Source organism: Arthrobacter cryoconiti (genome assembly GCF_020905375.1).
In the GTDB taxonomy this organism is placed as follows: domain Bacteria; phylum Actinomycetota; class Actinomycetes; order Actinomycetales; family Micrococcaceae; genus Specibacter; species Specibacter cryoconiti.
In genome coordinates, this window is sequence record NZ_JAJJBU010000039.1 from 1 (window position 1) to 22,798 (window position 22,798).

Here is a 22,798-nt window from a genome sequence, read left to right on the forward strand (position 1 = left end):
TGGGCCGATTTCACCGCGGTGCACGACGGCGCTGCCGGGTTGTGCAGGGCGGGTCACTGTCGCTGTTGCTGGCCTGAACACCCCCGAAAGTAACCGAGCGTGGGCCTGAACACCCCCGAAAGTAACCGAGCGTGGGCCTGAACACCCCCGAAAGTAACCGAGCGTCATGGGGGAGGGGCGCGCCTACCGGTTGATCCACCAGGTCTGGCCCTTGCCAACAAGTTCGAAACCGTAGTTGCTGTACAACTTTTCCCCCTCCGCAGTGGCATTGAGAACGAGATGTTCAGCACCGGCGTCGAACGCTGCGGCCACCAGTACATTCAGCAACGACGTCCCCACGCCTGTGCGGCGATGTTCGGGAGCGACGACCATGTCAAAGATGCCAGCCAAATGCTTACCATTCTGATCCGGCGGTTGGTATGAGGACGCTTGGCCGAGCCATTCACCATTGCAGTGCGCGGCGGCACTCCACATACTGCCTGCCACTTCGGTCGTTAGCTCTACCCGTTCATCCGGACTACTGCTTGCCCGTGCCAGCGTCTGCGCGTTGAGCGCACAGGTCATCCACCATGGCTGCCAGCCACGCTTGAATCGATGAGCTGGAAGTATGCCTTCCCTGACGGACGCGTTGAGCCATATTCCTATGGTTGCTGCTCCACGACGTTCGGCCTCCGCTAGCGCGGGACGCAATCCGGCTTCCGTGATGTCGGTGGGGAACAGGCAAAGCATTTCTCGGGTTTGTGGCAACCAGACCCAATCCATGCGATGGGTGCAAAAAGAGCGACCCCCAGTGGCCTCCGCAAGCGCCCTAAACCAGGCGTGTTGGGTGCGCTGGCAATCAGCAAGCGTTGGCACAGTCTGCGGCCTCTCCGGAGCCAGGCACTGGCGGCAATGCACAAGCCCCACCGAAGGGGTTCGCGCTGGAAACTTCTCTCATGGTGGGTTCTTTTGTGTACGAGCCTATTTCTGGGTGAAAACCAAGGACATAGGGGTGGTTTCCGTAGTCTGTCCCTGTGGATTGTCGCGGAAGATGTTCTCGAGCACCGTTTTTGTCAGCTGTGTGTCGTGCCCCAAAGCCACCACGCCAAGATCATTCGCATCCATAATGGCTGTCCCGGCAAATGTGGCGGCGTATTTGGCGGGAACTGCTGCCCGAATCAAAGCACTGAGCCGAGCGGACACGCCGTCGGGGTCAAGGGGCGCGTACTTCACTGAGTGAGTGGAAGTTCCAACCTGATATCCGGCGGCGCCGTCGATCGCGTTGATATTGTGGCCCACGACCTCATAAAACACGCCAGACTTGCCTTGGAGTTTGCCAATGACGCTGCGAGCAGAGGCGTACATGATGCGGGGAAGTCCCACCTCATCGATTGCAAGCTGCATAGACCAGGGACTGGCGAGGCCGATTCCCCCGGGGTTACGTGTGACGAAACGGGAGAAGAAGCGGGCAGCGCCCGAGACCTTAATGTCCCACACAGGAATAGAACGCCCCTGTGTCATGGCCACGATCTTTTCTGAAAGGAACAGGTACCACGGCGCGTTCTCGGTAGCCTGAGTATGGTCTTCGCCGGCGTCGGGCAAACCGTCAAAGAAGCGCTTCACATAGCTCATGACGGCAGGATCAAAATCGGTTTCCTTGTAAAACACTTCGGTGCGCAAAGGGTACCGGCGGAATGTGCCAGCATTTTCACCAAGTGTGATGTCCAACTGCTTGTCAGCGTTGGGAATATAGTCGCTCTTGCCTAAAATTCCAGCAAGGACTGCCGGCTCGTCGAAGAACTCGCGCAGCCACAATTCTGTGTTGATCAAACGCCAGAAAACCATGGTGCTACCGGCGCTTTTGCCGCTCAAATGCTCTTCGAAAGCATAGATGACAGCGTCCTGATTCCAATATGGGCGCGAACCAAAGGAGGAAGAGAGGAAAATCTCGTAGATCTTTTCCTTCATCAGCGAGAACCATTCAGCTTCGGGGGTCGTGAAACCGATCTTGTTGCGTCGGTTGCTGATCATTTCAGGCAGTAGACCGCGGGTTGCATCCCGTAGGATGCGCTTGTTCCAACCACCCTTGATGATGGACTCGTCATCCAGGCTAAAGAGGAACTTCACCACTTCCTTGTCCAAGAACGGCACGCGACCCTCGAGGGAGAAGCGCATGGTGTTCTTGTCCTCGTAGCGCAGTACTGCGGGAAGTGACTTGTGGAAGAGATCGTCTATCAGGCGCAATTTCAAATTGTCCGGGATGTTGGAAAACGTCTCGGATTTGTATTTCGCTGTGAACTTCTTGTTCAGCAGGGGCGTGATTCCCGGAGCTTTCTTGAAGGTCAATGCGCCCTGGATCCGGAAACGGGCTAGCCGGAACAGGATGTCGGAACTGGAGAAAAGTTCCTTAACCAGCTTGGCGTTCTGTCCGTTCTTCTTCAATTGGCGTAGATAAGCGAAGTAATAGGGAATGTAACCGGCCATCATTTCGTCGGCGCCTTGGCCATCCAGAAGTACTGTGACGTGTTTGGAGGCCTCACGCATGACCTGGTACTGGGCATACGGCCCGGAGGAGATGATCGGCTCCTCCATGGTGCGTACGAAGTCCTCTAGATCCACCACAAATTCTGAGGCCTGCGGACGGATCTTGTGGCTGGTGACATTGCCTTCGCAGCGAGCCAGAACAGCATCGGCGTACTTTTCTTCGTCGTTGATCGAGTTGGGGAAAACAGCTGAGAAGGTTTGCTGTTTTGCTCCCAGAGAATCGGTGGCACTCGCTTTTTCGGCCATGAGTTTGTTGATCGTCACGACGACGGCGGAGGAGTCCAGCCCGCCGGAAAGGGCGGTGCCCACAGGGACCTCGGACTGCAGGCGCAGGCGCACACCTTCCGTGAAACGCTGACGGTATTCTTCAATGACAGCGGCCGAATATGGAGTCTCGATCTTGGCGAGCTCAGCCAGTTCTTCTTTGAAGCGGGTGTAGGGGCTGATAACGAAAGATCCGGCAGGGCCAGCCTGCGTGTCAACGGTGTTCAGTACCAGTTTTTCTCCGGGCATGAGCTTGTGGACGCCAGCAAAGAATGTCTGGGCCTCGTCGTCGTGGATGCGGAATTGCAAGTAGCGGAACAGTATTCTCTCGTTGACTTCCTTTTCCAGCTTGTTGGCCGCTAGTAAAGGCTTGATCTCGGAGCCGAACAACAATGCGGGCGCTTCGGGCGTGCCAGCGGCGGCGTAGTACAGCGGCTTGATGCCGAAGTGGTCGCGCGCCAAAACTAGACGGTTGTTCTTTCGGTCGTGGATGGCAAAGCCAAACATGCCGTTGAATTTATCGAAGGCGGCGTCTCCCCACTCTTCGTAGGATTGAAGCACGACTTCGGTATCCGACTCTGTGGAGAAAGTTCGGCCCAGCGCCTCAAGTTCGCTACGCAAGTCGAGGTAGTTGTACACCTCGCCGTTATAGACGAGGACGGTTTCGCCGTCGGCACTGTACATGGGCTCTTGGCCGTGTGCCACGTCGATGATGGACAAACGACGGTGCGCCAAGCCCACGTTGGCGTGCATGTAGATGCCTTCGCCGTCTGGGCCGCGGTGTTCAATGCATTTGTTCATCTCTTGGAGAAGAGTTTGGTCTTCTCCATAACCGTAGTAACCGGCGATTCCGCACATACCGCTGTGCCTCTTTCCTGTAGATACGTCAGTCCTCGGACAATGCTACTTGCTTGCTGGCGGGGAACCGGCCAGGCGGGCCGGTAGGCACCCGGATGATTCAAGCTGGCCCCGTCACGTCTTATGATGGAAAAGTGACTGTTTTGAACACCCCGGCCCCATCATCCACCCGTGCGCTGCGCGAGCGCGTCGGCATTCTAGCGCTCCAAGGAGACGTCCGCGAGCACGCCCGGACGCTGGAGGCCTGCGGGGTAGATGTAGTGCTTGTCCGTAGGCCCTCGGAGCTGGTTGGAGTAGACGCTCTGGTGTTGCCTGGTGGGGAATCAACCACAATTGACAAGCTCACCCGGATCTTTGGAATGCGCCAACCCCTGCAGGAACGCATCCAGGATGGCCTGGCCGTCTACGGGAGTTGTGCCGGCATGATCCTGCTAGCTAATGAGATTGCCGATCCAGCCACCGACTCCAACGGAAATCCTCAGCAAACGCTGGGAGGACTGGACATCACCGTGCGCAGGAATGCGTTTGGCCGGCAGATTGATTCCTTCGAAACACAGCTGCTCTTCACGGCACTGGCACCGAAAGGGACGCAAGAACAAGCGCTACATGCCGTCTTCATCCGGGCCCCCTGGGTTGAGCGTGTGGGGGAGTCTGTTGAGGTGTTGGCAAGCGTGGAACCACCTGCGGGAGGACAAAACGTTAGGATTGAGGGAGAAGCCCGTGCGGTCGCCGTGCGCTCGCAGCATTTGTTAGCTACTTCCTTCCATCCGGAGGTGACGGGTGAGCGCCGCATTCACGAACTTTTTATTCGCATGATTAGAGGAGAAGCGTAACTATGTCAGGCCACTCCAAATGGGCGACCACCAAGCACAAAAAAGCCATCATTGACAGCCGTCGTGCAAAGTCGTTCGCCAAACTGATCAAGAACATTGAAGTCGCTGCACGCATCGGTGGTGCAGACATCGTCGGTAACCCTTCTCTTGAGCTTGCTGTCACCAAAGCTAAGAAGACCTCTGTACCGGCAGATAACATTGACCGGGCTATCAAGCGTGGTTCCGGCCAACTTGGCGATGCTGTTGATTACCAGACGATCATGTATGAAGGCTATGGGCCTCAGGGCACAGCCATTTTGATCGAATGTCTCACCGACAATAAGAACCGGGCGGCCTCTGAGGTCCGCTTGGCCGTTGGGCGCAACGGAGGCAATATGGGCGATCCCGGATCTGTTGCCTACATGTTCACGCGCAAGGGCATTGTGGGTCTGGTAAAAAATGACCTAACCGAAGATGACCTGCTCATGGCAGTGCTGGATGCTGGAGCTGAGGAGGTCAAGGACGAAGGCGAGAACTTCGAGGTTATCTCTGACACCGCGGACTTGCCCGCCATCAGGGCTGCCTTGACGGAGGCAGGCATCGAGTACGAAACCGATGAAGCTGGCTTCGTCCCGTCAATGCAGGTTGAATTGGACGTCGAGCACGCTCGCAAGTTCATGAAACTTTATGACGCGCTGGAAGACCTGGACGATGTCCAAAATATCTACTCCAATGCCGACATCAGCGCGGAGGTCTTCGCCGCGCTGGACGAGGACTAATACTGCGTGTCTTTGGCGTTGACCCCGGCCTGACCCGTTGCGGGCTGGGCGTGGTGGATGTTGCCGCCAACCGAACCGCGACCCTCGTAGCCGTGGGAGTGGTGGGCAGCTCGCATGAGCAGAACTTGGATGCCCGGCTTTTAGTGATTGCGGACGCGGTGGACAAATGGTTGGACGCGTTCGCCCCGGATGTCTTGGCGATCGAACGCGTGTTTGCTCAGACGAATCTCAGTACCGTCATGGGGGTCGCCCAAGTCAGCGGGGTGGTCCTCGTGGCGGCTGCCCGACGTGGTATTCCTGTTCAGATGCACACGCCGTCGGAGGTCAAGGCCGCGGTGACAGGCAACGGCCGGGCGGATAAAGCGTCGGTGACCGCCATGGTCACTCGCATTCTGCGTCTGAGCGAACCGCCCCGTCCTGCCGACGCTGCCGACGCGTTGGCGCTGGCCATTGCCCATGCGTGGCGTAGCGGGAACTCCGTTGCTACGGCTGGTGGAGGCGCGACGGCGGCCCAGCAACTTTGGCGTGACGCTGAAAGAGGGGCGAAAACGAAGAAGAACAAGGAAACCCCCGGCCCCTCGTGGCGATAATCGTTAGTACGTATGTTCGATATATGTGGTGTAAGTTGGTCAGTGACCTGCCAGGAACACGAACGGAGCAGTTCCCATGATCAGTTTTGTCCGCGGCCCGGTGGCTCACCTCACTTTGGCCCAGGCTGTCCTTGACGTCAACGGAGTTGGCATGCTGGTCCATGCCACACCCAAGACGCTCGGTGGACTGCGCGTTGGGGAGGAAGCCACCCTGACCACCACCATGATTGTCCGTGAGGACTCCATGACACTTTACGGTTTTGCCGATTCCGACGAGCGTGAAGTTTTCGACACCATGCTAAGCGTCAGCGGGATCGGACCCCGGCTTGCTCTGGCCATTCTCTCTGTCATGGAACCGGAAAGCATTAGAGTCGGTGTGAGTAGCGGGGACAGCAAAGCATTCACGAAGGTTCCCGGGGTTGGACCTAAAGTGGCGGCCCGGATTGTTCTGGAACTGAAAGGCAAGCTCAAGCCGACGGGCACTGCTGTGGCCTCGGCCCCGGCGTCGAACGCTCCCATGGAATGGAAAGATCAGGTAGTGGCGGCCATGACCAGCCTGGGTTGGAATGAAAAGGACGCTGTGAAGAGCATTGATGCTGCGCTGGCGGCCGAACCGGAACTTGCCAGCGAGCCTGAAGTTCCGGCTATCTTGCGAGCCACGTTGCGGTGGCTAGGACAAGACAACACCCGCCAGTCTGCCAGGGGGCGTTAGGTTATGACGGAAGCGCACGACGGCGGCCAGCTCCCAGGACAGATTTCGCTCAGCGGCCAGAGTCCTATTCGGCCTTCCGCCGAGCTGGCACCCGTAGCAGAGCCAGAAGAGCGGGATTTGGAAGCAGCACTTAGGCCCAAAACCCTTGATGATTTTGTTGGCCAGGAACGCGTGCGTAAGCAGTTGGCATTAGTGCTGGCCGCGTCTAAGATTCGCGGACGTAGCGCAGACCATGTCCTTATGTCCGGACCGCCGGGGCTCGGCAAGACAACGCTGGCCATGATCATCGCTTCCGAGATGAATGCCCCCCTGCGCATCAGTTCAGGTCCAGCCATCCAGCATGCCGGGGACCTGGCCGCGATTCTTTCTTCGCTGACTGAGGGAGAAGTGCTGTTTCTAGATGAGATACACCGCATGTCCCGTCCTGCCGAAGAGATGCTCTACATGGCGATGGAAGACTTTCGCGTGGACATCATCGTAGGCAAGGGAGCCGGGGCCACCGCCATCCCTTTGGAGCTACCGCCGTTTACTCTGGTCGGTGCCACGACCCGAGCCGGTCTCTTACCGGGGCCGCTGCGTGACCGATTCGGCTTCACCGGGCACTTGGAGTTCTATTCAGTCGCCGAGCTGGAACTGGTCCTGCGCCGTTCCGCCGGCATGATGGACCTAAAACTAACCAGCGCAGGATTTTCTGAAATTGCCGGGCGCTCTCGCGGAACGCCTCGAATTGCTAATAGGTTGTTGCGCCGCGTGCGGGACTGGGCGCTGGTGCACGGGGTGGAAACCATCGATGCCCGAACCGCGTCCAGTGCCCTGGATATGTATGAAGTCGATGCCAGAGGACTGGACCGTCTTGACCGTTCGGTGTTGGAGGCCTTGGTCAACAAGTTCAACGGTGGTCCAGTCGGGCTCTCAACGTTGGCTATTGCAGTAGGAGAGGAACCTGAGACGGTGGAGACCGTTGCTGAACCTTTTCTGGTCCGGGAGGGTTTGTTGGGGCGCACTCCACGCGGCCGTATTGCTATGCCGGCGGCCTGGGTGCACCTAGGTCTTCGCATGCCAGCCAATGCCGTTGCTGCAGCCATGTTGCCTTATAACGATGATGAGCTTGATGGATAATTGAATTCTGTTTGCCTGAAAAGCTGGTACCGAATGGCAATTAGGGGCCAGTCTGAGTGATTTTTAGACCTTAGACCCAGCTTTACCCCCTAGACTGGTATGACGTCCGGCACGTGATGGTTCAGCCCGACGTCCGCCAGTGACATCAAATGTGACTACAACGAATGGAATTCCAGCTGTGACCTTGAGTAACGTTCTTGCCGCCGACCAGCCCGCCGCTGCAGGTGGCGGCATCATGAATTATGTTCTCTTTGCTTTGTTTGCCGTGCTCATCCTTATGATGATTCGCAAGTCCCGCAAAACTAAAGCTGCCGCTCAAGAGAAGCAGTCAAAATTGGCGCCCGGCGTTGACATCATGACCAACTTTGGTTTGTTCGGCCACGTTGTGGATGTAGATTCCGAGTCCAACAAGATCAAACTGGAAATTTCTCCCGGTGTGATCGTTGAAGTACACAGCCAGACCGTGGCAAAGATCATGGAGCCTTCCGTCCCCCTCATGGATGATATGGAGTCTTCCATCCCGGACGACGCCTCCTCATTGACATCCGAGGTGGAGAAGAACGGCGCAACGGGGGAGACCTCCGAGGAGACCCTCGCTCGGCTGAACAAAGACACCAACAAAGACAAATAGGCTCAATCGGGTCGGCGCTGTCGCAGAAGCATTGATACTGCGGCAGCCTTGCCATGTTCATTACCCGTGACCAATAGAAGGATCCCTTGATGGCACGAACCGGTGCGACGTCGGTAGCCCGCAGATCACTGCTGTGGCTTGCTGCGCTCATAATTGTTTGCATATTGGCTGTAAGTGGTGGAGTACTAAGTGGTGCTGCTTCTTGGATGCCCAAATTGGGCCTTGACCTTGAAGGCGGAACTGAGATGATCTTGGCGCCTCAGATTGAGGGCGCCAATTCCATCTCCTCAGAGCAGCTAGATCAGGCTGTTTCTATTATTCGCCAACGCGTTGATGGATCTGGCGTCTCTGAGGCCCAGATCGCCACCGAAGGTGGGCGCAACGTTGTGGTGCAGATGCCGGGTAAACCCACAGATGAGGTTCGTAACCTCATCAAAGCATCTGCCAATATGAACTTCCGTCCGGTACTTGTCTCCAGCAACGCCCCTGCCGGTGCCGTGCCCGTAGCTCAGCGCACACCAGCGGATAAGCTCAGTGCCTTCGTGACCTCCAACGTGGTCACACCGAACACGGACCCAACGGCGCCTCCGGCCAACGGCAGTGACTCCAACTGGATCACCGCACCGATCATGGCGGAGTATGAACAAACCAGTTGCGTGGCCCCGATCACCGAACTGCCTGCCAACTCTGATCCCGCTAAGCCGACCATTGCCTGCGAATCAGATAGCGGAGTCAAGTACATTTTGGGCCCCGTGGAGATCCCCGGAAAATGGATCAATACCGCCTCATACGGTCTGAAATCCGGGGCCCAGGGTGTGACGACCAATGAATGGTCCGTCAACCTGACACTCAATAAGCCCGAAGGCTCCAACGCATTCAAGGCAGTCACCCAGCGCCTCTTCGCTAAGTACACGGCCAATCCGAACGATCCCCAGGCTCGTTTCGCGATCGTTCTTGACGGAAACGTGATTTCAGCTCCCGCCTCCCAAGCCGTGATCACTGACGGCCAGTCCTCCATCACCGGTAGCTTCACTGAAACCAGTGCAAAAGCACTTTCCGATCAGCTGAAATTCGGTGCTCTGCCCATCAGCTTCACTATTCAGTCCGAGCAGCAGATTTCTGCAACGCTGGGGCTGCAGCAACTCGAAATGGGTCTGCTGGCGGGCTTGATTGGCCTGGGCTTGGTGGTCATCTACTCCCTGTTCCAGTACCGTGCCCTTGGCTTCGTGACAATACTCTCGCTCGTCATTGCTGGTGGCTTGACGTATCTGGCTATCGTCCTCTTGGGCTGGGGCCAGAACTACCGTCTGTCCTTAGCTGGCGTCGCCGGTATTATCGTCTCCATCGGTCAGACTGCTGACTCCTTCATTGTCTACTTTGAACGGGTCAGGGATGAACTACGTGATGGCCGCGGACTGGTGGCAGCTGTTGACAACGGTTGGATGCGCGCAAAACGCACCATCCTTGCGTCCAAGGCCGTCAACATCCTGGCGTCGTTGGTGCTGTACTTTGTCTCCGTCGGCAACGTCAAGGGCTTTGCCTTCACTCTTGGTCTAACGGCAGTCGCCGACTTAATCGTCGTCTTTATGTTTACCCATCCCACCTTGTTGCTGCTGGCACGCACCAGGTTCTTCGGGGAAGGGCATCACTTCTCAGGCCTGGATCCTGTTCAGCTTGGTGCTGTACCGCTCTACCGAGGGGCAGGCCGCTTCCGCACACCGGAAGAATCATTGGCCTTGGCCAAGGGTAAGAACGCTCGAGCCAGCGGCGAGGCCGAAAGACGACAAACGATCGCCGAAAGACGGTTGGCAGCCAAGGAAGCGGAAATGGCTGGAAGCCGCAGTTCTGGTTCGTCCAAGAAGGATTCCAGCGGCGACTCCAAGGAGAGCAACTAATGAAGAGCTTCGCGACGTTCGGCAACGAACTTTACACAGGCGAACGATCCTACGAATTCGTCGGCAAACGCCATATCTGGTTTGGCATCACAGGGGCAGCTGTTGTTTTGTCCATCCTGCTGACCATGCTGGTGGGCGGCTTCAACTTCGGCATCGAGTTCCGCGGGGGATCGCAGTTCACGATCTCCGATGTTGCCCACACAGATCCCACGGTTGGACAAAGCGCAGTCTCCCAAGCCATCCCAGGAACGGTAGCCGTTGTTACCAACACAGCTGGCCAGACCATGCAGGTGCAGACCGACCGGCTCAGTGACGATCAGACACTCAAGGTCAAAGACGCGCTGAAGTCCGCCTACGCCGTCACCGACGATCACATCACCTCAACATTTGTGGGGCCGTCCTGGGGTCAGGATGTCTCACGGCAGGCCATCATCGGTTTTATCGTGTTCGTATTGCTGGCCACCATATTGATGGCCATGTATTTTCGAACTTGGCGAATGTCGATAGCGGCGATGATCGGGCTTTTCGTGGTGATGGTGGTGACGGCCGGGTTCTATGGGGCCTCGAAGTTCGAGGTCACGCCGTCGGCCATTATTGGCTTCTTAACAATTTTGAGCTATTCGCTGTATGACACCGTGGTGGTGTTTGACAAGATTCGCGAGAACACCGCAGACATCACATCATCGACGAGGCGAACCTTTGGTGAAGAGGTGAACTTAGCGGTCAATCAAACGCTTGTGCGATCCATTAACACCATGATGGTGGCAGTGCTGCCCGTGGGGTCGATTTTGTTCATTGGTGCCCTCCTACTCGGGGCGGGGACATTGCGGGACCTTTCCTTGGCCCTGTTCATAGGCATCATCGTCAGTACTTTCTCCACGGTGTTCGTAGCTGCTCCTATGTATGCTTGGCTCCGCGAGAAGGAACCGGCGCTGGCCAAACAGGCTAAAAAGGTAGCGAGTAGGCGAGCTGCCGAGGCAGCCAACGCATAACAAAGCTACATGGCGGGTCAGAGGCCGGTGAATATCACCGGCCTCTGGCCCGTTTCCATAGTGGTCAAACGTGGCCGGGTGCGGGATTACACTAGGTAAATGCTCGGTGGTGACGCTGCCAGGGCAGGTGGAACGAGGGAGGTAGTGCGAAGTGAGCGATCAATCACCCTCGCGTGAGCTGTTGACCGGGGACGGCAATGCTGGCGAAGCCGAGGTCCCAGCACGCAGGACGGTAGAGGCCCGGCCCACGTTTCCGGGAAGGCGTGAGCGAACACGGTCCCGACTAGCAAGGCTTACAGGTTGGTCCACCGAGAGCTACGCGCCAATTCTGGAACCACTGCTTCGGATCGTTCGCGTGAACAATCCCAAGGAAGATTTCGATCTCATCCAACGTGCCTTTACCGTCGCGGAAAAGTTTCATGAAGGTCAAAAACGTAAAAGCGGTGACCCGTACATTACCCACCCCGTGGCTGTTGCCACGATCCTTGCCGAATTGGGCATGAGCGGTGCCACCCTTGCTGCGGCGCTGCTGCACGACACCGTAGAAGACACTTCTTACACACTTGAGGAACTCCGAACCGACTTTAGCGACGAGATCGCGAAGCTCGTAGATGGTGTCACCAAATTAGACAAGGTTGAGTTTGGTGACTCTGCCCAGGCGGAGACGGTTCGTAAAATGGTCATCGCCATGGCACAGGACATTCGCGTCTTGGTCATCAAGCTAGCTGACCGGCTGCACAACGCACGTACCTGGCGTTTTGTCTCAGCGGAGTCCTCTGGGAAGAAAGCCCGCGAAACTCTCGACATCTTCGCTCCTCTTGCCCACCGTCTGGGCATGAACACCATTAAGTGGGAGCTGGAGGATCTTTCCTTTGCTGCGCTTTATCCCAAGGTGTACGAAGAATTGGTGCGGATGGTCCAAGACCGTTCGCCGGAGCGGGAAAAGCAGTTAAGTGTAATCCGGGGTCAGATTGCCGAAGACCTCAAAGAGTCCAAGATCAAAGCGGAAATCACTGGGCGTCCCAAGCACTACTATTCGGTGTACCAAAAAATGGTTCAACGGGCCAAAGACTTTGACGATATCAATGACTTGATGGGCGTTCGTGTTCTTGTTGACACGGTTCGCGACTGTTACGCAGCGCTGGGCACCGTGCACGCTCGCTGGAATCCGCTGCCTGGCCGGTTCAAAGACTACATAGCTATGCCGAAATTCAATATGTACCAGTCTCTGCACACCACGGTGATTGGGCCGGGCGGGAAATCGGTAGAAATCCAGATCCGCACCCATGAAATGCACCAACGTGCAGAGTACGGCGTGGCGGCGCATTGGAAGTATAAGACGGGCAATAAAACCCCCGTGTCCGGCCAAGAGGATATGAATTGGTTGCGCACGCTGGTCGATTGGCAGCAAGAGACCTCAGATCCCAACGAGTTCTTGGATTCACTGCGTTATGAGATGAACGCCCGGGAAGTGTTTGTTTATACTCCCAAGGGCCAAGTCATCGCGTTGCCCGCAGGCTCTACACCGGTCGACTTTGCCTACGCTGTTCACACAGAAGTGGGCCACCGGACGGTCGGTGCCCGCGTCAACGGAAAGCTGGTTCCCCTCAACAGCGAACTTGAGCACGGGGACACCGTAGAGATTTTCACGTCCAAGGCAGAGGGAGCGGGACCCAGCCAAGATTGGCAAAACTTTGTCAAGAGCCCTCGGGCCCGGAATAAGATTCGTCAGTGGTTCACCAAGGAACGTCGCGAAGAGTCCATTGAAAAGGGCAAGGATCTGCTGACGAAGGCTATGCGCAAGCAGAACCTACCCCTGCAAAAAATGATGACCCACGACGCCCTACTGGCGGTCACCCAGCATTTCCGGTACGTGGACATTGCCGGACTTTACGCGGCGGTCGGTGATGCACACACGTCAGCGCAGGCCGTGGTGGAACGGCTCGTGGATGTGCTGGGGGTCAACGACGACGTTGAAGACACTTCTGCGCCAATAGATACTCACATCTCCAACGCACGCTCACGGGTCTCCGATTCTGGTGTCATTGTCCACGGTGTGGGCGAGGTGCTCGTGAAGTTGGCACGCTGCTGCACGCCGGTACCGCCAGATCCCATTGCCGGATACGTCACTAAGGGCTCCGGTGTTTCTGTGCATCGGGAGGACTGTCCCAACTTGTTACACCTGAAAACTGAACCAGAGAAGCTCGTTGAAGTTGAATGGGCACCCACTCAGTCCAGTGTGTTCCTGGTAGAGATTCAAGTCGAGGCGCTGGATCGCAAGAGTCTGCTCTCCGACGTCACACGGGTCTTAGCGGAGAGTCATGTCAATATCCTGGCAGCCAGTATGAACACGTCTCGGGACCGCATGGCCCTGTCACGGTTTGCCTTTGAAATGGGCGATCCAAAATACCTTCACCACGTGCTCAACGCCGTCCGACGGATCGACGGCGTCTATGACGTTTATAGGACGTCCGGGTCTAAACGACGCAGCTAAAGCCGCTCCGCGCAGCAAAGTGCCTCTCGACGTGAACGCGAGCTCCTGCGCTCCTCCGCGAGCTCCTGCGCGTGCCCGCGCTCGTCCGTGCGCTTCTGCGTGCCTGAGGGCGCCTCGGCCAGCCCGTGGCCTCAGCGGAGTCGCTAGGGTGCATCCCACGTCTTTATCCAGCGCTCAGCATTGCCTTGACCAGGGCGAGTGCGTTGGTTCGTCCCTTCTGGTGCGTGGGTGTCTCCAAGGCTGCTCGGATGCGCCCGAGCGGACAGCCCAGACTTGGAGCCGCTGAAATCGCGTCAAGCACGGGTACGGCTACGCTGGCGAGTTCATTGGATGCCACGTCCATGGCCGTACGCAGTGCCCCAGTAACCATGATTCCGCCTACCTGGGTGAGCTCGTAGGGGCTGAGTTTGACTTCATGGAGAACGCATCCGCTACCCGCTGGCAAGGCTGTGCAACGTCGTGACCGACTGGCAAGCAAGGTGATAATCTGCGGCGGCGGGGCGCAGCCGTAAATCCATGCCGCGGACAACCAACCGAATGCCACGCGGCCAGCCAACGCCGCCGGGATCTGGGCAGCCAAAGCGGCGGCGCGCACCACGGGTGAATCCTGCGTAACGACCGAACGGAAAGTTTCACCGTAGATCTGCGCTAGGTCACCATCAAGAACCATGGCGGAGAGTTCTGCCACAGTAAATTCTTGACTCGGAGAATGAACTTCCGTCCTATTTTCGGTTCCTCGCATGTATCTACCATGCGTCAGCAACGTGGAAGACAAAAGGCCCCTGTACCGGATTGTGGACAATTCGGTACCGGGGCCAAGAGATGTCAGCGATTTGAAGACAGTGAGCTAGGAAAAGTCTTCCGCCGCTTTCTTGATCTGTTCCAGCCACAGTTCGCGGGCGGCTAGAGCCTCAGTGGCCTTGGCCATCTTGCGGGAATCTCCTGCTTTCTGTGCTGCAGCCAAATCGTCCCTGAGCCCAGCAATGGTTGTTTCAAGCTGGGTCAGTGCGCTATTGGTTCGGGCCTTGGCTTCGGGGTCGCTGCGGCGCCAATTGTCTTCATCGGCCGCACGTACGGCGTCCTCAACCTTGCGCAAAGCGGCTTCCACTCGCTGCATGTCCGCCCGCGGAACCTTGCCGGCCTCTTCCCAACGGTCACGGATGGTCTGCAACGCCTTCTTCGCGGCCGTCAGATCTTTTACCGGGAGAAGTGCCTGGGCCTCTACGATCAGGGCCTCCTTGACTTCAAGGTTGGCGCCGAATTCTTCGTCCAGGGCGCTATTAGCGCTCTGACGTGCAGCAAAGAACGTGTCCTGTGCGGCGCGGAAGCGGTTCCATAATGCGTCGTCGTCCTTGCGGCTCGCACGCGGAGATGCCTTCCACTGATCCATGAGACGGCGGTATTCCCCGGCTGCATGGCCCCAGTCTGTGGAGGAGGCAAGAGCCTCAGCTTCGGCTATGAGTGTTTCTTTGGCGTTCTTGGCCGAAGCATTATTGTTATCCAGCTGCGAGAAGTAGGCACGGCGGTGACGGTCGAACACGGTCCGGGCGCTGCGGAAACGCTTCCACAAGGATTCCTCTGTTGCCCGACCCAAACGCATTCCGGTCTTTTGGGCGTGCTTCCAAGCCTCGAAAAGCTCGTTCATGCGGGCACTGCTGATCTTCCACTGGATCGCGGAGGGATCCTCGGCCGCAATAGCCTCGGCTTCAGCCACGATCGCCTCGCGGGCGGCCAACTCTACGTTTCTGGCGGCATCATGAGCCGTTCGTTCGTGGGTTGCCAAGGATCTAATTTTCTCATCCAAGGCTGTCAGCCGGGCCAAAACACCGTTGACGTCGCCCACGGATGTGCGCTCGGCCAGTTGCTCGCGCAGATGAGTGACGGTCTTTGCCATGTCCGTAGTTGGAGCCTTGGCTTCTACCCGCTGCTCCAGCAACGTCACAGCTGAGCAGATGTCCTCAAACTTGCGGACAAAGTAGGCAAGGGCCTCGTCTTTACTGGCGCCCGGGTACTGCCCGACAGGGAACTCTTCACCATCCAGAAGCAAAAATACATGTCCGTCGTCTTCGGCTCGACCAAACTTTGCGGCCTCAGCCAAATTCACTGGAGCGAGTGCGGCGACCGGTGCTGGCTCTGCCATCGCGGCTGGTGCAGCAGCCTTGGGGCGAGCCGCGAAGGCTGCCGGCGACGGCATTGTGGAGGGTTGCTTGGGTGAAGGGGTCGGCCGTGGCGATGCGGGGGCCGGCGCTGGAATTTCACTGTCGACCACGGGAGATGTGGGCTGTGGGCTTGCTGCCGTGGGGCTTTCTGTGTCCGGGGCCGCCTGCGCATCAACTAAATCTGCCGTGGCCGGCTCAGCTGATGTGGCAGTTGTTTCGTCGGATTCTTGACTGTGTGTCACCGCTAAAAATCTTTCGCTGGAGGGAAATCTGGAACGTACTTTGCTGCATTGGCCGCATGCCGTGATTGGGGAGCTTGCACCCTATGGTGCCCAGCTTGGCCGCAAACGGTGGCATTAAACTTAGTTCAGCGTAAACGAGTCTATCGTCACCTTAGTAACGGGGGCACCGTCGGTGGCGCCGCTGGGCCCGGGAACGATGCCGGCGCCGGCAATGTTCGTCACTGCCTCAAGGCCGCTGGTGACTTTGCCCAGTATCGTGTAACCGCCCGTATCCTGGGGCAACATGGTGTCTTTGAAGGTGATGAAGAACTGGGTGCCGTTGCTGTAGGTAGTACCAGCACGCGCCACCGCGATCGTACCGGCCGGGTACTTGCCGTCGGCGGGTGAATTCTCCACAGGACCCCACTGGAAATTGGGATCACCCTGCCCGTCGCCCTTGAGCGAGCCGCATTGGAGGACACCGAAATTAGTTGTGTCGGCGAGGCGATGGCAGCTCTTGCCGGTGAAGAAACCTCCGTCGGCAAGCTGCTTGAACACGGCTGCGGCCTGAGGAGCTTTGGTGCCGTCAACTTGCACTCCCAGAGGCTGTCCGTTCAGACTCAATGTCCCTGTGAACGTTTTGCCAGCTGCAGTTGCGGCCTCGGGGACGGTCGGGCTATTGGTCTGTGCCGGTGAAGCCTCAGACGTGGCGGCGGGATTGGATGACTGTGCGTTTGGCGCTTTGGTACCCGAAAAAATAGTCAGGGCCAGAACGCCTGCGACGACAATAGCCAGTGCCATGGCACCGATCGCAATGACGTTGTCACGCAAACGGCGCTTTAGCGCAGACTGATGCTGTTCGTTATTGGCCTCCATTCGCGCAATGCGCGCCTTAGCCTCACGACTGTCCTTTTTGCTGTTTGCCAACGCTGGTTCTCCATCACTTCGTCAAGGGTGTTTGCCCGTGCGGGGCTGTCGGCTGCGAGAACAAATTGGGGGAGGTTTGAAAAACCTTATAAAATAGCAGCCAGATGCCAGTTTACCCATGTATTTGTTTGCCGAATGCGAGGATGACTGCTCACACACCACCCATCGGATTTCAATGCATGAGCTCTTGGCGGTCTTCGCCTAGTGGCCTGGTGCTTGTAGGTAAGGAGATTTCCACCCATGGCACGCAACGCCTCCCTGTCAGGATTCCCCGAGTGGCTGCCAGCCGAACGGTTGGTAGAACAGCATGTTCTGGACACCCTGCGCCGCACTTTTGAATTGCACGGTTTCAGTTCCGTGGAGACCCGCGCCGTGGAAACTGTAGGGCAGCTGCTTCGCAAGGGTGAGATAGATAAAGAGGTGTACGCGCTCTCTCGCTTGCAGGACGACGACGGCAATAGTGCCTCCAACGCAGCGAAGGAGGATCCGAACCAGCTGGCCCTGCACTTCGATCTAACGGTGCCTTTTGCCCGTTACGTGGTGGAGAATGCCGGATACCTGAATTTTCCGTTCCGTCGCTATCAGATCCAAAAGGTCTGGCGTGGTGAGCGGCCTCAGGAGGGACGGGCCCGCGAGTTCACGCAGGCAGACATTGATGTGGTGGCCGACGGCGAGCTTGCGTTCCGCTATGACGTGGAACTTGCGCTGGTGATAGCTGAGGCGCTCTCCGCGCTTCCTATCCCGGCCTTCAAGCTGCGTATCAACAACCGCAAACTGGCCGAAGGATTCTATCGAGGCATCGGTCTAACTGACACAGCGGGAGTGTTGCGCAGCATTGACAAGCTGGAAAAGATCGGCGCGGATGCTGTGGCTAAACTGCTGGTAACTGAGCTGGGGGCTACGGAAGAACAAGCGGCCAAGGCCCTGGCGCTGGCGTCCATCCGTACCGAGGACACTTCCTTCGTGGCAGCGGTGCGTGCACTGGGCGTTAGCGATGAGCTGATGGAGGAGGGGCTCAATGAGCTGGAGCAGGTCATTGCGGCAGCAGTGAAGAGCGCACCCGGATCCGTCGTCGCCGATCTCTCGATCGCACGGGGCCTGGACTACTACACTGGAACCGTTTATGAGACCGTCCTGGTAGGGCACGAGCAGCTGGGATCTATTTGTTCTGGCGGCCGATACGATGCTCTGGCATCTAAGGGAAACCGCAAATTCCCCGGCGTCGGGCTCTCCATCGGCGTCACGCGAATAGTTTCCCGAATTCTCAGCCAGGAATTCGCCACTGCCTCTCGTAGCGTGCCCACAGTTGTTCTCGTAACACTCGCTGATGAGGACAGCTGGAGTGACGCCCAGGATGTTGCCGGGGCATTGCGCGCCCGCGGGATCTCTGCCGAGGTGGCCGCCAAGGCTGATAAGTTTGGCAAGCAGATCAAGTACGCCGACAAGCGCGGCATTCCTTACGTCTGGTTCACCGAGGCCGACGGCGCCCATCAGGTCAAAGATATCCGCTCCGGTGAGCAGGTCGAAGCAGATCCGGCGCAGTGGATGCCCCCGAGCGAGGACCTGAATCCGCAGATCGTCAAGGCCTAGCTTGCCGTGGACCCGGCTCCCTCGCGGGCAGGATGATTTTCGCGGTCGCCGATAGACCTTGGAAATCTATCCCCGCTCCGGGAACCAGATCCGCAGGGGGCCGGACCACCGGCATATCGAATCACCGGTAAACTTGTTGACAACTCTCTTTTGGCCCCTGAAGAACGGGTCACTCATCACCATTGAAAGGAATGCTGTGCTGCGCACACATGACCTTGGCTCCCTGCGGGCCGAGCACATTGGACAAACTGTAACCCTCTCGGGGTGGGTCGCCCGCCGTCGAGACCACGGTGGTGTGGCTTTCCTCGATCTGCGCGACGCATCAGGCGTTGCCCAGATCGTGGTGCGTGAGGAGGACGTTTTCCACTCGCTACGCAATGAATATGTGCTTCAGGTGACAGGCACCGTCTCCCGTCGTCCGGAAGGCAACGAAAACCCGGCCCTCGCCACAGGTGAGATCGAAGTGATGGCGGACGCCGTCGTCGTGCTTAACGAAGCTGCACCGCTGCCGTTCCAGATTGACGAACATGTGGAGGTTGGCGAGGAAGCGCGCCTCAAACACCGCTACCTAGACCTTCGCCGCCCGGCAATGCAGCGCAACCTTCGTCTGCGCTCCGAGGCAAACCGCGTGGCACGGGAATTGCTGCACGAACAGGGCTACGTGGAGATTGAAACCCCGACGCTGACCCGGTCGACCCCTGAGGGTGCTCGCGACTTCGTAGTCCCTGCCCGCCTAGCGCCTGGCTCCTGGTACGCGCTGCCGCAGTCACCTCAGCTCTTCAAGCAGCTCTTGCAAGTTGGCGGCTTTGAAAAGTACTACCAGATTGCTCGTTGCTACCGCGATGAAGATTTCCGTGCAGACCGGCAGCCAGAGTTTACCCAGTTGGACATCGAAGCGTCGTTCGTTGACCAGGATGACATCATCGCGCTGGGTGAGAAGGTCGTCAGCGCGCTGTGGAAGCTGATTGATGTTCAGATTCCGTTGCCCATCATGCGCATGACGTACCGCGACGCTATGGCCCGCTACGGTTCAGACAAACCCGATCTGCGCTTCGGACTGGAACTCACCGATCTAACAGCGTTCTTCAAAGACACGAACTTTGGCGTGTTCAAGGCGCCTTATGTGGGTGCCGTGGTCATGCCCGGCGGTGCATCACAGCCGCGCCGCCAGCTGGATGCCTGGCAGGAATGGGCTAAGCAGCGCGGCGCACGCGGTTTGGCCTACGTGCTGGTCAAGGACGAAGGCGAGCTCACCGGCCCGGTGGCCAAGAACCTTACAGATACCGAACGCGACGGACTGGCGGACGCTGTGGGCGCCAAACCCGGGGATTGCATCTTCTTCGCCGCTGGAGAGGTTTCCCCCTCACGTGCATTACTCGGTGCTGCCCGCGTAGAGATCGGCCACCGTACCGGACTGATCAACCCCAGCGACTGGGCGTTCGTGTGGGTTGTCGACGCTCCGATGTTTGAGCCCGCTTCCGACGCCGTCGCTTCCGGTGACGTTGCCGTGGGCGCTGGAAAATGGACGGCAGTCCACCACGCGTTTACCTCGCCCAAACCCGAATTCATGGATACCTTCGACACCGATCCGGAGAGCGCATTGGCGTTCGCCTATGACATCGTGTGCAACGGCAACGAAATTGGCGGCGGTTCCATTCGTATCCACCGCCGAGACGTGCAGGAGCGTGTGTTTGAGGTCATGGGCCTTAGCCACGACGACGCGCAGGAGAAGTTCGGATTTCTCCTCGAGGGTTTCAAATTCGGAGCCCCTCCGCATGGAGGAATCGCTATTGGTTGGGACCGGGCAGTCTCTCTCCTAGCCGGAGTCGACTCGATCCGCGACGTCATCGCATTCCCGAAGTCCGGAGGCGGATACGACCCGCTCACGCAAGCGCCAGCCCCGATCACGGCGCAGCAGCGCAAAGAAGCGGGCGTGGACTTCAAGCCCGAGACGAAGAAGCCGGATTCCGGAGCTGGCGACAGCAAGTAGCTTTCACCGTTTACCTTTTTGTCTCATGCAGTGCCGGCATCCCCGCAGGGAGGCCGGCACTGCCTGCGTTGAGATACGTTTTGACCATAAGTCAAAAATCCCTGCAGGTACTCGAAATGACTTGATAGGGCGAATACCGGGACTTGCGATTCTTCGCAGCAAGAGCCGCGGGAAAATGTTGTCCGCCAAATAGATCGTCCGCCAAACGAAAAGGACACTCACTGATGAAGGCATTTGTTATTCCGCGGTCCGGTGCACTAGGCATTGAACTAATGGAAGTTCCGGTGCCGGAAATCGGCGACGACGAGTTGCTTGTTCAGGTGAAGGCTGTTGGTGTGGGAATCCATGATTCCTATTTCCTGCCTGGCAATGGAAGATACCCATATCCCATAGGGATTGAAGCAGCTGGCGTTATTGCGGAGGTTGGTAGCGAGGTCTCAGGATATCGGCCCGGGGATCGGATTGCTTTCGTGAACTCCATGCAACCTAAGGGGGGAACATGGGCGGAGTTTGTCGCCGTGAAGGAGACCTCACTTATCCTCACGGTCCCCGAAGGAATGGACCTCGCTCTGGCAGCTGCGGTGCCCGTTGCCGGGAGCACTATTCTCAAAGCATTCCACGCTCTCGGGGAGGTAGCGCCAGGTAGATCGCTGTTTATTGCTGGGGGGTCGGGGGCGATCGGCACGTTTGCCATTCAGATAGCCCGCCATCGAGGATGGCTCGTTGGTGCTTTAGCCTCGACTGCCAATCACGGCTTCATGAGTTCGCTGGGTGCGGAACTGACCGTCGATTACCACGCGCCGAATTGGGCACTGAGGGTGTTTAAGTGGATGCCTGGGGGAGTAGACGCCGTGGTGGCTGTCCAACCTGGTAGTTCCATTGAATGCCTACCGGTGGTTAGGAACGGTGGATCGCTGGTGTCGATATCGGGTGACTCTGTGGTGGCCGAAAGAGGCATCCAGGTGGGAGGGATTGCGTATCAGGCAGACATTAGCGAGGAACTGGTGCAGCTGATGACGCACATTGCTCGGGGCGAATTCCACGTTGAACTGGATCGTGTCTACCCCTTTGAGTCCGGATTGGAAGCCTTGGCCAAAGTGCAGACGAGGCACGCCCGGGGAAAAACCGTTCTGCGGATGGACTAGGGGCTTTGGTCTTCGTTTTTTGGGGTGGGTAAGTGGTTGTTTTGTGGTTGTTTGGTGTGTTTGTTCCTCCACAGGTGGTGTTGTTCGATGTGTTGTGAACGTTCTCGTAGGTATCTGCTACTTTGTTGGTGCTTGGGGGTAGCGTGGGGTTATGGAAGCGATGGTAGAGGCGCCGGAATGCACGGACCGGGTGGATCCGGTGGTCGTGGTGGGTGAGCGTGTGCGTGAGTTGTTGGTGTTAGCGCAAGACCTTACGGCGTGTGCTCGTCGGGAAGTGGCTCGCACGGACGCAGGAGCTCGCCCGGATGCGTCTGACACGGTTGCGTCTGACACGGGTGCGTCTGACACGGGTGCGTCTGCCCCTGACAGGAGTGACTCTGCTGGTGCTGGTGCTGGTGCTGGTGCTGGGTTTGGTGTGGGTTTGGTGGGGCCGTTGGGTGTGTGTTTGGAGGGTTTTAGTGATGTGGGGTTGGTGGGTTGGGCGAAGGATTTGGAGGAGCTTTCGCGGGTGGTGATGGCTTTGCAGGTTCAGGTGGCTGGGGTGTTGGGTGAGCGGGTGCGTGCGGGCCGGTTTGAGGCTGAGGGTATTAGGAATCCGGTGGATTTGTTGTCTTTGTCGTTGTTGGTGGGGCGTGCTGAGGGGTTTGCGCGGTTGCGGTTGGCGGAGCGTATTTTGCCGGTTATGGATCCTGTGACGATGGTGGTCAGTGCGCCGTTGATGCCGGTGGTGGGTGCAGCGTTTTTTGCTGGGGAGGTGAGTGCGGATCGGGCGTTGGTGGTGTGTTCGTTTGTTGATGAGGCTGCGCATTTGGTGCAGGGCGGGCGTATTGAGGTGGGTGAGGTTCGCCGGTTAGAGGAGACGTTGAGTGGTTACGCGCGGGTGGAACCGCCGGAGTTTTTGCGTCGGATTGGTGCTCGGGCTGTGAATGTTTTGGATCCTGATGGGCAGGAGCCTACTGAGGGGGAGTTGTTGAGTAGGCAAGGGATTTTCTTTCGTCGGCCGCGTCGGGGATTGATTGGTTTCGATGGGCATATGACGATTGTGCAGTATGAGAAATTGATGTCTTCGGTTGCGTGGGCGGCTAATCCTAATAAAC

Annotated in this window: 18 protein-coding genes; 13 read left to right on the top strand and 5 right to left on the bottom strand. The window is 57.8% G+C overall.

Annotated elements, in window-relative coordinates; translation table 11 throughout:
• Positions 1-183: 183 nt before the first annotated feature.
• Positions 184-747 carry a GNAT family N-acetyltransferase gene (locus LOH53_RS16285; protein ID WP_230068815.1) on the bottom strand — a complete coding sequence of 188 codons (564 nt, stop codon included), beginning with the start codon at positions 745-747 and terminating at the stop codon, positions 184-186.
• A gap of 213 nt (positions 748-960) precedes the next feature.
• Positions 961-3,645, bottom strand: a complete 2,685-nt coding sequence (asnB, locus tag LOH53_RS16290) for an asparagine synthase (glutamine-hydrolyzing) (RefSeq protein ID WP_230068816.1) — start codon at positions 3,643-3,645, stop codon at positions 961-963.
• Positions 3,646-3,740: 95 nt separating this feature from the next.
• Between asnB and pdxT the strand changes: the two genes are divergently transcribed.
• The 9 genes from pdxT (at position 3,741) to LOH53_RS16335 (ending at position 13,669) form a co-directional block, all read left to right on the top strand.
• Positions 3,741-4,478, top strand: coding sequence for a pyridoxal 5'-phosphate synthase glutaminase subunit PdxT (gene pdxT / locus LOH53_RS16295; RefSeq protein ID WP_376991283.1), 738 nt, complete (start codon positions 3,741-3,743; stop codon positions 4,476-4,478).
• A gap of 2 nt (positions 4,479-4,480) precedes the next feature.
• Positions 4,481-5,236, top strand: a complete 756-nt coding sequence (locus LOH53_RS16300) for a YebC/PmpR family DNA-binding transcriptional regulator (protein ID WP_230068818.1) — start codon at positions 4,481-4,483, stop codon at positions 5,234-5,236.
• Positions 5,237-5,238: 2 nt separating this feature from the next.
• Complete coding sequence (gene ruvC / locus LOH53_RS16305) at positions 5,239-5,826, top strand: crossover junction endodeoxyribonuclease RuvC (RefSeq protein ID WP_230068831.1); 588 nt, start codon at positions 5,239-5,241, stop codon at positions 5,824-5,826.
• 76 nt (positions 5,827-5,902) lie between these two features.
• Positions 5,903-6,538: a Holliday junction branch migration protein RuvA gene (gene ruvA / locus LOH53_RS16310; RefSeq protein ID WP_230068819.1), complete on the top strand. Its 636-nt coding sequence runs from the start codon at positions 5,903-5,905 to the stop codon at positions 6,536-6,538.
• Positions 6,539-6,541: 3 nt separating this feature from the next.
• Positions 6,542-7,657: a Holliday junction branch migration DNA helicase RuvB gene (gene ruvB / locus LOH53_RS16315; protein WP_230068820.1), complete on the top strand. Its 1,116-nt coding sequence runs from the start codon at positions 6,542-6,544 to the stop codon at positions 7,655-7,657.
• Positions 7,658-7,835: 178 nt separating this feature from the next.
• Positions 7,836-8,288, top strand: coding sequence for a preprotein translocase subunit YajC (locus LOH53_RS16320; RefSeq protein ID WP_230068821.1), 453 nt, complete (start codon positions 7,836-7,838; stop codon positions 8,286-8,288).
• A gap of 89 nt (positions 8,289-8,377) precedes the next feature.
• A complete protein-coding gene (gene secD / locus LOH53_RS16325) occupies positions 8,378-10,183 on the top strand; it encodes a protein translocase subunit SecD (RefSeq protein WP_230068822.1) in 1,806 nt (601 codons plus the stop codon).
• On the top strand, positions 10,183-11,175 hold the full coding sequence (gene secF / locus LOH53_RS16330) for a protein translocase subunit SecF (RefSeq protein ID WP_230068823.1): 993 nt from the start codon (positions 10,183-10,185) through the stop codon (positions 11,173-11,175). Before secD ends, secF begins: the two co-directional genes overlap by 1 nt.
• 181 nt (positions 11,176-11,356) lie before the next feature.
• Positions 11,357-13,669: a RelA/SpoT family protein gene (locus tag LOH53_RS16335; RefSeq protein ID WP_326832805.1), complete on the top strand. Its 2,313-nt coding sequence runs from the start codon at positions 11,357-11,359 to the stop codon at positions 13,667-13,669.
• A 163-nt stretch (positions 13,670-13,832) separates the two neighbouring features.
• On the opposite strand, the gene LOH53_RS16340 is transcribed toward LOH53_RS16335, so the two are convergent.
• From LOH53_RS16340 to LOH53_RS16350, 3 genes are all read right to left on the bottom strand, one after another.
• Positions 13,833-14,411 carry a hypothetical protein gene (locus LOH53_RS16340; protein ID WP_230068824.1) on the bottom strand — a complete coding sequence of 193 codons (579 nt, stop codon included), beginning with the start codon at positions 14,409-14,411 and terminating at the stop codon, positions 13,833-13,835.
• 105 nt (positions 14,412-14,516) lie between these two features.
• Positions 14,517-16,070 (bottom strand): DUF349 domain-containing protein, encoded by a 1,554-nt coding sequence (locus LOH53_RS16345; RefSeq protein WP_230068825.1) that lies wholly within the window; start codon positions 16,068-16,070, stop codon positions 14,517-14,519.
• A 120-nt stretch (positions 16,071-16,190) separates the two neighbouring features.
• Entirely contained in the window at positions 16,191-16,976 is a 786-nt protein-coding gene (locus tag LOH53_RS16350; protein ID WP_230068826.1) for a peptidylprolyl isomerase, read from the bottom strand.
• 240 nt (positions 16,977-17,216) lie between these two features.
• On the opposite strand from LOH53_RS16350, the gene hisS reads away from it, so the two are divergent.
• From hisS to LOH53_RS16370, 4 genes are all read left to right on the top strand, one after another.
• Positions 17,217-18,566 (top strand): histidine--tRNA ligase, encoded by a 1,350-nt coding sequence (gene hisS / locus LOH53_RS16355; RefSeq protein ID WP_230068827.1) that lies wholly within the window; start codon positions 17,217-17,219, stop codon positions 18,564-18,566.
• Positions 18,567-18,762: 196 nt separating this feature from the next.
• Positions 18,763-20,556: an aspartate--tRNA ligase gene (gene aspS, locus LOH53_RS16360; RefSeq protein ID WP_230068828.1), complete on the top strand. Its 1,794-nt coding sequence runs from the start codon at positions 18,763-18,765 to the stop codon at positions 20,554-20,556.
• Between the two features lie 224 nt (positions 20,557-20,780).
• Positions 20,781-21,701, top strand: a complete 921-nt coding sequence (locus LOH53_RS16365; RefSeq protein ID WP_230068829.1) for an NADP-dependent oxidoreductase — start codon at positions 20,781-20,783, stop codon at positions 21,699-21,701.
• 151 nt (positions 21,702-21,852) lie between these two features.
• Positions 21,853-22,798: DUF222 domain-containing protein (locus LOH53_RS16370; protein ID WP_230068830.1), on the top strand; the 946-nt coding region annotated here is incomplete at its 3' end.